Genomic DNA, 14342 nt, shown 5'->3' with positions numbered 1-14342 from the left:
TTAGATTACATCCCATACCGGGCCAGCAGGCGTATCACGTACGTCTACTCCCAGTTCGGTAAGTTTTTCCCTGATGGTGTCAGCAGCTTCAAAGTCCTTGTTTTTACGGGCTTCAAGGCGCTGTGCCATAAGATCGTCAATTGCATCTAAAGAGATGTTTTTGCGTGTGGCACGTTTGATCTTAAGATCATATAGGAAGGATTCAGCATCAAGACCGAACAGTCCGAGCACATCACTCCATTTAGCAAAGTCTGCAATAAAGCGTTCGAAGAGCACTTTAGCACCTTCGCTTTTACGCATGCCTTTATCTTCCATAATGCGGTTCATGAGGCGCACGAGTGTGAAGATGTGACCGGTTGCTCCAGCGGTGTTCATGTCATCCGCCATAGCAGCATCAAATGCAGCGGCTTGCTCTTCGTATTCCTTCACAACATCTTCAGGCAGAGCGGCTTTGCTCCACTTGGATTTGTTGAGTTCAGTTGATACCGCAAGCTTGGTTTCATAGATGCGCTTAATGCTCTTTTCCGCTTCGTCCATCGCGATAAAGCTGAAATCAATCGGGCTGCGGTAGTGTTTGGTAAGCAGGAAGAAACGTAACACTTCCGGCAGATACGACTCAAGTATATCGCGGATTGTCTTAAAGTTTCCAAGGGACTTGGACATTTTTTCAGAATCAATCTGTACAAAGCCGTTGTGAACCCAGAAACGAGCCATGTCAGCTTCGTTTGCAGCTTCACTCTGTGCAATTTCATTTTCATGATGTGGGAAGATAAGGTCAAGTCCGCCACCGTGGATGTCCAATGGCTGTGGCATATGACGATGACTCATTGCTGAACATTCAATATGCCAGCCGGGACGACCTGCACCCCAAGGGCTTTCCCATGAAGGCTCACCCGGTTTTGCACTTTTCCAAAGAGCAAAGTCCAGTGGATCTTCTTTTTCATCACCCGGTGCAATACGGGCTCCTGAACGCATGTCATCCACATCACGTCCGGAAAGCTTGCCGTAATCTTTAAATTCACGAACTCGGAAGTATACATCACCGGATGCTGTTGCGTATGCTTTACCTTTAGCAATCAGGTTTTCACACATAGCAATCATGTCATCAATGTGCTCAGTACATTTAGGTTCGATATCAGCGCGGAGAACATTCAGAAGATCCATGTCTTCGTAGAAAGTCTGGATATATTTTTCTGCAATTTCCTGACTGCTCAAACCTTCTTCATTGGCTCGTTTAATGATTTTATCATCAACGTCGGTGAAGTTGCGTGCAAACAGAACTTCAAGACCAGTGCTGCGAAGATAGCGGACAAGAACGTCAAAAACCACTGCAGACCGAGCGTGACCAATATGACAAAGATCGTATGCGGTAATGCCGCACACATACATATTTACTTTGCCTTCAGTGAGAGGGGTGAACGTCTCTTTCTTGTGTGTCAGTGTGTTGTAGAGCTGCATGGTCGTAGGATTCCTTCTACGCTTTGTCGAACTGGTCAATGCGACGCTGGTGGCGGCCGCCTTCAAATTCGGTTTCGAGGAAAAGTTCTGCAAGATTTATTGCAACGCCAGGGCCGGTAACTCGTTCGCCGAGGCAAAGTACGTTGGCATTGTTATGCTGACGGGTGAGGCGTGCGTGGAACTCGTTTGTTGCCAGTGCTGCACGAATGCCCGGGATACGGTTGGCTGCCATAGACATGCCGATACCGGTACCGCAAATAAGAATACCAGGCGCATCTTCTGCCAGAACCTTTTCACATACCTTTTCAGCGTACATAGGGTAGTCTGTGCTTTCGGTGGAGTAGCAGCCCAAATCTTCAACATCGTATCCTTTTTTTGTAAGGTGTTCTACGATGACGGTTTTAAGAGCAAAGCCACCATGGTCCGCGCCGATAAATACTTTTTTAGACATTAATAACCTCTGTGTTGCTAGCGGCGTTACTGCCGAGTTATGCGTCCTGCTTGTGCACTTCTTTTAAGCGTGCAATTTCTTCTTTCAGGAAAATGATCTGCTTTGAAGCACTGGTCATTTCAAAAGAAGGCACTGCAGGTTTATCTTCGTTTTTCTCAAGGTGGTAAGAAGTCACCTTGCCGAGTGCTGCATACTCCTGGTCTAAACGCTTTTCAAGCTGCTTTATCTCAAAAGCATGAAGAATGTCAGAAAACATACGTTTGATGTTCTGTTTCCAGACGGAAATTCCATAGCGAAGGTTTTCTAAAACAGATTTTTCTTTTTCAGGTGCGGAAGTATCAGACATGGTTTCCTCGCGTGGTTTGCACTACTGGAGCGTATGTTGATGCGCTGTTCGAGACTTCGGGGCAACGCTATTACTATCTTCTAAAAGATACCATCAATGCGTACTACATTGATCGCATAGGTTCAATTTTTGTTCCTTCCGGCAGGTGTAATTCTAATGCCTTGGAAGTAAAGGCAGTTGCCGGTGTGGAGCGCTCCTTGATTAAAAACAAAGCGCTGCGGTCTGTGCCTGCGACAACACGAATTTTATCCGGAAGTCCATTGTCATATCTCTCAAAGGAGATAGACATGGACTTGTCTTTTTGCTCCCATACGACAGGGAGTCCCTGCTTATCTAAGACAAGAACTCCATTAGTCAACTTTTGCTTTCCGTTACCTGAAGAGAACGAGTACGCAATATTTGCTTCTCCTTCCAGATACGCTGTTTCATATGTCGATGGGAATAGTTCTCCGTAGTTGCCGCGCAAAAGCGCAATAATATCTTGCACAGACACTGCGACAGGAAGTCCGAGGCGGACGAGAAGCTCTTGACCGGAGTCGGAGTATACAGCGCGTTCACTGTCCGGTTCATATATAATAGATCGTGATTCACTCAGACGCAAACTAGCCACGACGGAGCCAAAAGGACCAAGTATATCAATGCGGACAGGGTCAGCTCCGTTGCCCCAGATTCGTAATGAGGCGCGGTTGCTGCTGTCCGGCGTTTTAAAGCGGAACGAGGCGCTGACACTGAATGGAGCCGTTGCGGACATGTTTGCGGCTTTAGACTGGTATTTTCCCCACACCAGTTCTGCTTCTGTTTGCGGTGCCTGTTGTTCGATGCGGAGTTGCGGTGCATGCTGTGCACAAGCGCTGAGAAATGCTAAGCAAAGGACGACAAAGGCAGGCCGAAGCAGTCTTTTCATTTATAAATCCTTAAGTTTTTTTCTAATAAGCTCAGGGGATGCGTGGTTTTTCAGTGCTCGCTTATAGCCCTTTCTGGCTTCAGCTCTGTTTCCACGTTTTTTTGCAATGTCTCCGTAATGTTCCCAAATTGTTGGGTCATTTGTTCCAAGAGTTACGGCTTGTGTAATATATGTCCATGCATTTTTGGTGTCATCACGTAAAAAATAAACCCACGCTAATGAATCAAGAATATATGGCTGTCCCGGTGCAAGGTTTGCGGCAGTGCGTACCAATACAAGCGCCCGATCAAGATCTTTTCCCATTTCAGCCAGCGTATAACCTACAAAGTTAAGCGCCTTAAAGTGTTCCGGATCACGGCTGATAACTTCTTCCATGATGGCGAGGGCACGTTTTTTATCGCCCATAGCATGATAAATGGAACCCTTGGTAAAAAGCAGTTCCTGATCTTTTGGCCAAATTTTGAGCGCAGAATTGATAGTATCGAGAGCATCTTTTTGACGGTTGGCTGTCATGAGAAGCTCAGTTTCCAGTTCAAGGATAAAGCGGCTCTGCGGGTCACGCTTGCGAGCAGCTTGAACCAGTACAATTGCTTCGTCTGTTTTGCCTAGTTCGTACAGAATCCGACTTCTGAATTCTAAACTTTTTATCCAGCTCGGGTGGCTCTCTGGAATATTGTTGAGAAGTGTAAGTGCCTTTTTAGGATTTTTTTCGTATTCAAAAGCAATAAGTGCAAGATGGAAAAATACCTTTGCCGGTTCTTTCTCTTCTGCAAACGGGTCAAGCAGGATTTTTGCTTCTTTGTAAAAACCTTCGCTGATGAAAATGGTGGCAGCTTCGATTGTGAAATCTTTGGATGTTGGCCCGATTTGAACAAGCTTAAGTGCTTTTGCCGGATGGTTGAGTTTAAGATTCAGGTTAATAAGACGCAGCCAGCTTACTTCGTTAGAGGTATCAACGGTAATAAGCTGCTCGTAGGCTTTTTCTGCAAGCAGATAATCCTGTTTCAACTCATAGAGTCTGGCAAGCTCAGACCATGCTTCAAGAAGTGAACTTTTTTGCTCTGTGACGAGGATCAGTTCTTTTTCAGCATCGTCATATTTTTTTAATTGAATGAGTGCCTTTGCAAGGAATAAGCGCGTAACTGGAGAGCGATGTGCATCAGGACTTTCTCGAAATGCATCCACTGCTTCAGGGAACTTTCCGCTGTCGTAGTAGAGTAGTCCGATAGCGCGGAGCGCATCATCTGACTGGGGATGAGATTCAAGGTATGTCCTGAGTACTTCGACCGCATCATCCAGATCATGTTCCAGGCGGTAAGATTCTGCTTTAAGCAGGACTAACTGGAAGTTGTCAGGAAAACGCTTGAGGCCTTTTACTGCAACGCGTCGTGCGGTGAGTGTTTTGTTTGTACGGAGGTAGAAGTTTATGGCTTCTACATACACTTCCGCAGGCGGCTCGAGTGTAAGGAGCTTGGAGAGTGCATCTTCTGCACGGCTATAGTCGTTGACTCTCGTGGCTTCTTCAAAAAGTAGATAGTGATAGGTTGTTGCAGCTTCGTTATTAAGTACGCGTGAAGGTGCAGTCTGCGGTTCAGGCATGTTGGTCGCACATCCGGGGACGAGCAACAGCGCCCAGCAGGACATGATAACAGAACGAAGGCGCTTGTTATGTGTACGCATAGTAAGAGTCCATAAATAGGGATAGAAGTTTGGGGTAGCTGGGAACCCCCCTAGCGCTGAATCCAATCTTTAGAAAAGTCTTTAATTTCTTTGAACAAGTGATCTCGAATTTTTTGCAGTAAACGCGCTTCGATTTGTCGAACCCTCTCTCTGGTAATTCCAAATTGTTCACCAATTTCTCGCAGCGTGACAGGGTCGTCAGACAATAATCTTTTGTGCAGAATCTCAAGTTCTTTTTCGTTGAAACTGTGCTCAATCTCGTTAATTTTCTGTGTCAGCATTTCAGCCATCTGGTGGTCTGAGAGAACATCCTCAATGCCGGGGCCGAGAGCTGGTAGAAAGTCCATCCGAGTAGCACCGCCTGCATCATCCCCTACAGGGATATTAAGCGACATATCTGAAGCGTCGAGGCGCTGTTCCATCTCAACGATTTGTTCCTCTGAAACATTAAGTTTTTTGGACAGAGTAGCGGCGTCCGGATCAAATCCTTGTGAAATGAGCCGCTGGCGCTCTTTGTTCAAATTATAAAAAAGCTTACGCTGAGCTTGAGTCGTACCGACTTTCACCAGCCTCCAGTTATCCATGATGAATTTGAGGATGTAGGCTTTAATCCAGAATGATGCGTAGTAGGAAAATTTGATCCCTTTGTCGGGGTCGAATTTATTCACGGCACGCATGAGGCCAACGTTCCCTTCCTGAATTAAATCAAGGACGTTTTGCATCCATCGGCGCTGGAAATCCATTGCGATTTTAACCACAAGGCGCAGGTGGGAAGAAACAAGTCGGAACGCGGCATCAGAATCATTATGTTCCTGAACACGTTTTGCAAGTTCAAACTCTTCGTCAGGCTTGAGCATGGGGAATTTACTGATTTCCCGCAAATACATACTTAAGGAATCGGTAGAGCGTGATCGTGCAGCTGAGCTTTTGTCAACAAATACGGGGAGGGTTTTCGATGTTTCCTGACTGTCTTCGTCGGAAATATCAATAACAGGATCAATATCTAAGCCTTCCTCTTCGTCGTTTTCTTCTATTTCTAAAAGCTCGACGTCAGTAGTATCGGATTCATTAAGGGAATTCTTAGTCTTGTTATTAGATTCGGTCATAATCCTGTTTTTATCTCATACCTTAGGCTTGGCATAGATACCGTCTGCAGAGGGCATCCATGTCTGGTTAACCGTGTGAATACGTGCTATTTACCAATAACAAAGCATATAGTTTTTGTTTGTTCTTTTCAATGTTTTTCAGTAGAGCAATACTTTCTTAAATGAATGACCTAGCGCCTCAGTGGCGATAAGAATACCCTTTGGAATTGTTTTAGGAGTTGTTTGTGGCAGATTTTCGTAGTGCCTTGTCTTCAGGTGAGTTTATATTTTTCGATGGTGCAATGGGAACAATGCTGCAAGCACGCGGGCTGACTGCCGGTGTAAGTCCGGAAGTCTGGTGCATGTCGAATCCCGAAGTGCTGCAAGGCGTGCATTGTGATTATGCCCGTGCAGGTGCCACTGTTTTAACCACAAATACCTTTGGTGGTACTTCTTTCAAGTTACCAGAAGGTATGGATGTTGTCGGCTTTAACCGTGAAATGGCAGCTGCGGCAAAACGCGCTGCTGTTGAGTCCGGCAGAGAAGCCTATGTGGCTGGTAGCGTAGGTCCGACAGGCCACTTCCTTCGCCCGTTAGGGGATCTGGAGTTTTCAGAACTTGTTGATGCGTATAAAGAGCAGATAACCGGCCTCGTAGAAGGCGGAATTGATCTTGTTCTTTGTGAAACTCATTTTGATGTGGCGGAACTCCGTGCTGCTGTAGTTGCTGCACGAGAAGTATGTGATCTGCCTGTTGGCGCATCCATGACATTTGAAAATGGCATGTCATTGACCGGCTCCTCTCCTGAAGTTTTTGTTGAAACCATGCTCAACATGGGTGTCGACTTTGTTGCAACAAACTGTAGCGCAGGGCCGGAACAAATGGTTTCTGTAGTGCAGGAAATGCTTGAGTTTGCAACCGTGCCTGTTCTGGTAATGCCGAATGCCGGACTTCCTGAACTTGATGAGGACGGAAACACCGTCTTCCGTCTCGATCCAGAATCATTTGCTGCGCAGACAAAAGTTTTTGCAGAAATGGGAGCACGTTGTCTTGGTGGTTGCTGTGGTACGTCTCCTGACCATATTGCAGCGCTGGTTGCTGCGGTGGCAGATTTGAAAGCAAAGCCGGTGCTGCGAGAAAGTGATTGCTTCTGCCTTACTTCCCGCTCTCAGGCTGTTCGTTTTGGCTTTGAGCATCCTGCACGAATTATCGGGGAGCGTATTAACCCGACAGGCAAAAAGCAGCTCATAGCAGAATTGCAGAATGGGCAGCTGACTTCCGCACTGTTGTTTGCACAGGAACAACTCGACTGCGGTGCTCCGGTTCTTGATGTGAACGTGGGCGCACCAATGGTGGATGAGACCGTTATTCTTCCAGAGTTGCTCGGGAAACTGGTTTCACAGTTCCCGATTCCTCTCGCCATTGACTCATCCAACATGGATGCTGTGGAAGCAGCATTAAAAATATACCCTGCGTCTGCATTGGTGAACTCCATCAGCGGTGAAGAAGGCCGACTGGAGCGCCTTGGTCCGTTATGTAAAAAATATGGTGCGCCATTCATTATGCTTCCACTCACCGGAAGCAAACTTCCGGTTTCGGCAAAAGATCGTATTGCCATTATCGATTCTATGCTTGAAAAAGTGGACGGTATGGGCATCCCGCGCCGTCTTGTTATTGTGGACGTGCTGGCTCTGGCTGTTTCTTCAAAGCCTGAAGCTGCATTGGCTTGTCTGGAAACTGTTGAATACTGTACTTCCATTGGTCTGCCGACCACTATCGGACTTTCAAATATCTCCTTTGGATTACCGGCAAGACCATTGCTTAATGGAACCTTCCTTGCCATGGCTGTCGCTAAAGGTTTGAGCTCCTGCATTGCCCATCCTGGGAATCCGCAGATTTGCGAAACCTTGGCAGCAGCTGAAGTTCTGCTGGGACGTGACGAAAATGCTGCACAGTTCATCGCCGGCTTCTCAGAATGGAAGGCTGGTTCGGGTACTGTAGTGGCTGGCGGTTCTGTTTCCAGCAGTGCAGCTACCACTGTTTTCGAAGCGGTGGTTAAAGGTGATAAGGACGCGATCATTGCTCTTGTTGAAAAAGAGCTTGAGAAAGGTCTGGAGCCATTTGCTGTTGTTAACGAAATGCTCATTCCGGCGATTACTGAAGTCGGTGTGAAGTATGAACGTAAGGAATATTTCCTTCCACAACTTCTGCGTTCTGCCGAAACAATGCAGCATGGTTTTTCCTTGCTGCGCCCGTTACTCGAAAAAGATGCCGCTGCGACTGTTCGGCCTAAAGTAATCATGGCAACAGTTGAAGGTGACATTCATGATATCGGTAAAAATATTGTATGCTTAATGCTCGGCAACCACGGGTTTGATGTGGTTGATCTGGGTAAGGATGTTAAAGCAGATACCATTGTTGACGCGGCAGCAGAGCATGACGCTAAAATTATTGGACTTTCCGCTTTGATGACCACGACTATGGTACGCATGGAAGATACTGTCGCATTGTTGAAAGAGCGTGGCATGGATGATGTAAAAGTGATGGTTGGCGGTGCTGTTGTTACTGCTGCCTTTGCTGAGACCATCGGTGCTCATGGTTACTCTGAAGATGCTGTGTCTGCTGTGCGGGTAGCTCAATCTTTTTTAGAGGAGAAGTAGTCAGCATGAAATCTGTAAAATCTGTATTGCGCATTGCACTGGTTTGCATGGCAGTTGTTGTACTGTTTGGTGTTCAGTTTGCTAATGCAGAGCCGATTAGGCGGGTAGATACTCCCGCAGTAATAAAACTTATTGATGGTGGAAAAGGTAAAGTCACTGTTGTGAACTTCTGGGCGTCATGGTGCCCGCCGTGTCGTGAAGAATTGCCGGACTTAAAGAAGACCCGTGCTGCCTTTTCGCAAGATAAACTGCTTCTTCTTGGTATTTCAGTAGATGAAAGTGCTGCATCAGCTGAAGAGGCGGTTGCAAAATACGGATTAAACTACCCTGTAGTTCTGGCGGAAAAAGATGTGTACGAAACCTTCGGTATACAGTCTATTCCGCGTCTGCTCGTATACAATCCAAAGGGTGAGTTGGTTGTAGATCATGTGGGTCCCGTTACCTATGGTGATCTTAAAAAGCTGATTGATGAGATTTTAAAGGGAAAATAGAAAATAATGTCTGAGCCGTTTATTCGTAAGGCGCGCATGAAGGATGTGAAGGTTATTCACCATCTGCTCATGACGTGTTCTACTCAGGGTCTCCTTCTTCCACGCTCCTTAACACAGTTGTATAACTGCTTACGAGAATTCAACGTCCTTGATCCGGGTGATGGCGGAGAGATTATCGGGTGTTGCGCACTTTCCATTATATGGGATGGGTTAGCTGAAATTCGTTCACTTGCTGTTGATGAAAAAGCCCGTCGCGGCGGGTATGGTCGAAAGCTCGTAGAAGAATGTTTAGATGAAGCGCGCACATTAGGTATTTACAAAATCTTCACTCTCACCTATCAAGATGCCTTTTTTCAGAAGCTAGGCTTCGTTGAAGTGTCGAAGGAAGTGCTGCCTCAAAAGATATGGGCAGACTGTGTTAATTGTCCAAAATTCCCAGAGTGTGACGAAATCGCCATGCTCTTAGAAATACAACCAGAGAATTCTGGAGAGAGTTAATGGAAATCAAGGAACTTGAAGTAGTTTATAGCGAAGAACAGATTCAGGAACGTGTTAAAGAGCTTGCAGAGCAGATTAACAAAGACTTTGAAGGTGAAGACCTTGTAGTTGTTTGTGTGCTTAAGGGTGCTTTCATGTTTTTCTCTGATTTATTAAAGCATATTACTGTTAAGCCCGAAATAGACTTTGTACGTTGTGCAAGCTACGGTAACAGCACAACCAGTTCAAAAACAGTTTCTTTCACCAAGGACCTTGAAATTTCCATTGATGGAAAGCACGTTCTTATCGTTGAAGATATTGTTGATACTGGCCACACAATCACCTTCCTCATGTCTCAGCTTAAAGCTCGTGGTGCCAAGTCTTTGAAGCTTGCTTCAATTGTTGAAAAACTTGAACGCCGCGAAGCTGAAGTTACTGTAGATTACCCGGGCTTTGTTCTGGAAAAGGGCTTCATTGTCGGGTATGGAATGGACTACGCTGAAAAGTATCGAGAGTTGAAAGCTATTTACGAAGCTACTGTAATCGAATAACGGTTTTTGAAAACGTAATTGGGAAGCGTTATGCACATTACCTGTCCAAATTGTTCTACCAAGTTCAGTCTTCCAGACGAAATGTTTAAAGACGGAGCAAAGGCTCGTTGCACTGTGTGTGACGAGGTGTTTCCTCTTATTGAGACTTCCGAGCACAACGTAGCAGCCGAACTGCAAGAAGAAATAACCTTATCAGAACCGCCTGCAATGGAAGAGGTCGAAGCTCCTGAAGGCAACTTGGATTCGCTTATTGGAGATGAAGACGCATTTGGGCTTGGAGAAAAGAAAAAGAAAAAATCCGGCAACGGCTGTTTAATCTTTTTCCTCATTATCCTTCTTCTGGGGGGGGCTGGTGCCGGAGCATGGTACCTTGCACCGGATCTTGTAAAAAGCTTCCTTCCTTTGGAAGAAAAGAAGCAGAGTGTTTCTGCAACGTCAGAGAATGATGTTTCCCGTATTTCGCTCAAAAACATTAGCCAGTACTACATCACGAATGAAAAAATCGGCCAGATTTTTGTGATTGAAGGCGATGCTGAAAACCGTTTCTCGGTTCCTAAGGAACTGATTACTGTTGAGGCTACGTTGTACGATGCTAATAACGCTGTACTCGCCAGCAAGAAGCAACTTGCAGGTTCAAGCGTATCTTTATTCCAGCTTCAGGTTTTAGCTAAAGACGAGCTTGCAGAGGCTCTGGATAATAAAGTTGAGATTTTGGCAAACAACACCAACATCATGCCGACAAAAACTGTACATTTTATGGTTGTGTTCTATGACCCGCCAAAGGGTGTTGCAGAGTTCGGTGTAAAGGTAGTTGAAGCTAAAAATCCTCCTGCCCAGTAGTCTGCTGTGAAGACTCGTGAAATATATGTTTGTTCCGCCTGCGGTGCTTCTGCAGCGCAGTGGCGTGGACAATGTTTGAATTGTAAGGAGTGGAACACTCTTGAGGCCCGCACTGTTTCGAAAGAGCAGGCCAAAAGGCGTGGTTCCACTCCTTTAGTTTCTTCAGGTTCTGCTGTTATCCCGTTAAAGGACGTCGAAGAGGATAGTCATACCCCGTTTGGTACCGGAATGAGGGAGCTAGACCGTATTCTTGGTTCCGGTCTTGTGCCGGGAGCAGCTCTTCTTATTGGTGGGGAACCTGGAATTGGTAAGTCCACACTATTGCTTCAGGTGGCTGGCGGTGTTGCAGAGTCGGGTAAGCAGGTATTGTATGTGTCTGGAGAAGAGTCGCTTGGACAGCTCCGCGGACGTGCTGGCCGTCTTGGAGCCTTGCATGAAAATTTGACTGCCATTTCTACTTCGAAACTTGATGACGTCCTGCCTGTGCTAGAGGCGGCAAATCCGCCAGATTTACTTATCGTTGACTCCGTGCAGACTATATCCTCTTTACGGGTAGAGGGCTTGCCGGGAAGCGTGACGCAGGTACGGGCTGTTTCCATTGAGCTAATTGAAACGTGTAAGCGCGTCGGGACATCCTTACTGCTTGTCGGGCACGTAACAAAAGACGGGCAACTTGCGGGGCCGAAGCTCTTAGAACATATGGTTGATACGGTTATCTCTATTGAAGGTGATCGTAGGCAGATGTACCGCATGATGCGTGTTATCAAAAACCGTTTTGGCCCCAATCAGGAGCTTATTGTTTTTGAAATGGTGCAGGATGGTATGCAGATCGTTGATGATCCGTCGACATATTTTCTTGGTGCACGAGATCCTCAATTGTCAGGTACAGCTGTGGTTATGGCTGTAGACGGTCAACGGCCGTTTGCTGTTGAGGTTCAGGCGTTGGTTAGTCGCAGCTATCTTTCTATTCCTCGTCGTACAGGTCTTGGTTTCGATGTAAACAGATTACATCTGCTGTTGGCTGTCTTGGAAAAACGATTACGACTGAACTTTGCTGAAGTGGATATTTATGCAAAAGTTGGCGGCGGTATGAAATTGCAGGATCCGGGGATGGATTTAGCATTGATCGCTGCTGTGCTTTCCTCTTTCTATGATCTTCCGCTTCCTTCAAAATCTGTTTTGTGGGGAGAGGTTGATTTGAATGGACAGGTTCGTCCTGTAGCATCCCACGATATCCGGTACCGTCAGGCAACACGGCTTGGTTACAAACCTGTGTTGTGTCCAGAAACAGAGCCGGAAACTGGACTGCGCACCATTGTTCAGTTACAGGAAGCTCTCTTCAGTAAAAATGGATAGTCGGCGATTATCGTAGTGGTCGCCTAAAATTTTGGAATGCAGAAATGCACCAAAATCTCCTTGAGGGAGTTTTGGTGTTTTTTTTGCCGCTTTTTTTGCTTCGGTGTTTTGATTTTGGCATTTCCACTAGGTATTCGAGAACAAAGGCAAAAAGTAATGTTGGACACAGAGTCTATGCAGGGTGATAGCGTAACAGACCGCACGCGTATTCAGAAGGCAGCTGATGTTGGCAGCTGTGTTTCTTCTGATGGGCAGGTGTGCACCATGCATTACCTCCGGCTGACGCTACAAAATGATCTTGCAACTGAAACTCCGGCTTCACTTTTTGCTGCTCAAAATGCACATGGGACGTTGTTCTATCTTCCGGAATTGTCTGCCTTGCCAACGCTGGATGAGTATGCCGCTGGTCAGCGGTATATGAAATATCATGTGCTGCTGATCACCTCATTAGATGGAGGGGACTGCACTACTGTTTTTGATATATTAGGCACGGTTGAGTCTGAGCAGCTTGGGGTAGTTGAGTCGAAGCATTTCGACGAGGTGAAGGCGGAGTTCTCCCAGCACTTTTTATCTGCATCTGGGCTTGGAAGTGCAGTCTTTGGTGAAGTAGTAAACGGCTTACAAGAACTTCTCAAACCATGGTATGCTGAGCAAAGCGAGACGATTAATTTAGAAAGCAAATCTCTCGAAACAGATACTATAGTCTACGATGCGCAGACGACTGGGCTGGAATGGTTGGAAGAGAGTTTTTCGCTTCCGCCTTCTGCTGAACTTTCTTCAAGCACCACAAGTGCGCAGGATGCTGCCTTTCTTAATTCGTTTGTGTCTCCAGAAGTAGAAGACGAAAGCGAGTCAGAGGAGCGTATTGAAAGCACTGCATCTCTGATTACAGAAGAAAATGATGCAAGCATCTCCTGTGAGCAACAACTTCCTGCCGTTGATCCTGCTCCTGGCTTTCCGTTGTTGGAAAAAAAATCTTCTTCAAACGGTGTTCGTACAGCAGAGTATGAAGATAAATTAAACGGTTTGATATCGCATGTAAGTGAATTGTCCGGTATGCAGTCCCGACTCTACGACTATGCTGCAGCGCAAGAGGATGGACTGATTCAGAGTATGGCGGACGAGCTTGGGCGAGTATACAGTGTATTGCGTGATTCTGCGTTAGAGTTACGAATGACCTCACTTGAACCGCCTCTGGACGCTTTACGGGAGTGGCTTGAAGATAATGCGCGTCTTGCGGGGCGTGACTTAGCCTTTTCAATTCAACATGCTGATGTTCAAGTGGATGCAGCTATTGCTGATGCTGTTTCTGACGCTCTTTCTGTGTATCTATCTTCTGTTCTTGGTTTACTTTTTACTCAGCTGCAAAAGGTCACAGGAAGTGTTGCGGTTGAATATGCCGGTCGCGATGTTCTGTTATCTATAACGCACCCTCAGGTAAGTAGCCAGCATGATGGATCAAAATATTCATTGTCTGATGCGCTCGTACAATTGCAGAGTGATGTTACTGCGCTGCATGGTGCAATGAACGTGAATGATGAAGAACATGAAAATATACGTATCACGTTTAGCTTTCCTGTTACTCATGCGATGGTTGAAGGGCTGGTCGTTGTGTGTGGCGACGAACAGTATATTGTTCCTGTGAATCAAGTTGCTGAGTGTATTGAATGCAGTCCTCGTATGGGGGTTGAAGCCAAAGATAACAGAGTGAGTATTGGCGGTGAGACTGTTCCGTACCTTCGTTTGCGTGAATATGTTGATATTTTAGGAAAGGGTGAGCATGAGCAGTGTATCCTCATACAGTCTCTGTCAGGTAAGTTTGGTTTAATCGTTGATGGGATTGTTGGTGAGATACAAGCTGCTGTTAAACCGGTAGGAATTTTTTATAGTCACATTGATATGGTTTCTGGTGTTTCAATAAAAACTGATGGTATTCCTGCTCTTGTGTTAAACCTTCAGCACCTTCAATCAGTAGCAGATTGCCTGATTATAGATTGATCCAAAAACGAGTTGGGTAGCCAACCATTTTTGTAAATTTTTATG

The 14342-nt window shown here is 46.0% G+C and carries 13 protein-coding genes; 7 read left to right on the top strand and 6 right to left on the bottom strand.

The features are described from left to right. From cysS to SP90_RS03120, 6 genes are all read right to left on the bottom strand, one after another. On the bottom strand, positions 1-1458 hold the full coding sequence (gene cysS, locus SP90_RS03145) for a cysteine--tRNA ligase (RefSeq protein WP_066852491.1): 1458 nt from the start codon (positions 1456-1458) through the stop codon (positions 1-3). A gap of 16 nt (positions 1459-1474) precedes the next feature. Next, on the bottom strand, positions 1475-1909 hold the full coding sequence (rpiB, locus tag SP90_RS03140) for a ribose 5-phosphate isomerase B (protein WP_066852489.1): 435 nt from the start codon (positions 1907-1909) through the stop codon (positions 1475-1477). A 37-nt stretch (positions 1910-1946) separates the two neighbouring features. Continuing rightward, the gene (locus SP90_RS03135) at positions 1947-2255 is read right to left on the bottom strand and encodes a hypothetical protein (RefSeq protein ID WP_066852487.1); all 309 of its coding nucleotides are present in this window, start codon (positions 2253-2255) and stop codon (positions 1947-1949) included. Positions 2256-2358: 103 nt separating this feature from the next. Further along, on the bottom strand, positions 2359-3159 hold the full coding sequence (locus SP90_RS03130; protein WP_066852485.1) for a LolA-like protein: 801 nt from the start codon (positions 3157-3159) through the stop codon (positions 2359-2361). Further along, positions 3160-4839 carry a tetratricopeptide repeat protein gene (locus tag SP90_RS03125; RefSeq protein ID WP_066852483.1) on the bottom strand — a complete coding sequence of 560 codons (1680 nt, stop codon included), beginning with the start codon at positions 4837-4839 and terminating at the stop codon, positions 3160-3162. 50 nt (positions 4840-4889) lie between these two features. Further along, a complete protein-coding gene (locus SP90_RS03120) occupies positions 4890-5945 on the bottom strand; it encodes a sigma-70 family RNA polymerase sigma factor (RefSeq protein WP_066852481.1) in 1056 nt (351 codons plus the stop codon). A 224-nt stretch (positions 5946-6169) separates the two neighbouring features. Here SP90_RS03120 and SP90_RS03115 point away from each other — a divergent pair, with 224 nt between their 5' ends. The 7 genes from SP90_RS03115 to SP90_RS03085 all read left to right on the top strand — a co-directional run bounded on the left by SP90_RS03115 (position 6170) and on the right by SP90_RS03085 (position 14297). Next, positions 6170-8584 (top strand): homocysteine S-methyltransferase family protein, encoded by a 2415-nt coding sequence (locus tag SP90_RS03115; protein ID WP_066852479.1) that lies wholly within the window; start codon positions 6170-6172, stop codon positions 8582-8584. A 5-nt stretch (positions 8585-8589) separates the two neighbouring features. Further along, entirely contained in the window at positions 8590-9075 is a 486-nt protein-coding gene (locus tag SP90_RS03110; protein WP_066852477.1) for a TlpA family protein disulfide reductase, read from the top strand. A 6-nt stretch (positions 9076-9081) separates the two neighbouring features. Continuing rightward, positions 9082-9573: an N-acetyltransferase gene (locus SP90_RS03105; protein ID WP_066852475.1), complete on the top strand. Its 492-nt coding sequence runs from the start codon at positions 9082-9084 to the stop codon at positions 9571-9573. Continuing rightward, a complete protein-coding gene (hpt, locus tag SP90_RS03100) occupies positions 9573-10103 on the top strand; it encodes a hypoxanthine phosphoribosyltransferase (protein ID WP_066852473.1) in 531 nt (176 codons plus the stop codon). The genes SP90_RS03105 and hpt overlap by 1 nt, the downstream gene beginning before the upstream one ends. Positions 10104-10133: 30 nt before the next feature. Beyond that, positions 10134-10943 (top strand): DUF3426 domain-containing protein, encoded by an 810-nt coding sequence (locus tag SP90_RS03095; RefSeq protein WP_066852471.1) that lies wholly within the window; start codon positions 10134-10136, stop codon positions 10941-10943. Between the two features lie 6 nt (positions 10944-10949). Next, entirely contained in the window at positions 10950-12299 is a 1350-nt protein-coding gene (gene radA / locus SP90_RS03090) for a DNA repair protein RadA (RefSeq protein ID WP_066852469.1), read from the top strand. A 174-nt stretch (positions 12300-12473) separates the two neighbouring features. After that, positions 12474-14297 carry a chemotaxis protein CheW gene (locus SP90_RS03085; RefSeq protein WP_197498751.1) on the top strand — a complete coding sequence of 608 codons (1824 nt, stop codon included), beginning with the start codon at positions 12474-12476 and terminating at the stop codon, positions 14295-14297. Positions 14298-14342 lie beyond the last annotated feature (45 nt).

The sequence above is a fragment of the Halodesulfovibrio spirochaetisodalis genome, assembly GCF_001672295.1.
GTDB classification, from domain to species: Bacteria; Desulfobacterota; Desulfovibrionia; order Desulfovibrionales; family Desulfovibrionaceae; genus Halodesulfovibrio; species Halodesulfovibrio spirochaetisodalis.
The sequence above is the reverse complement of the archived record's forward strand: the minus strand, read 5'-3'. Positions and strand labels throughout refer to the sequence as shown.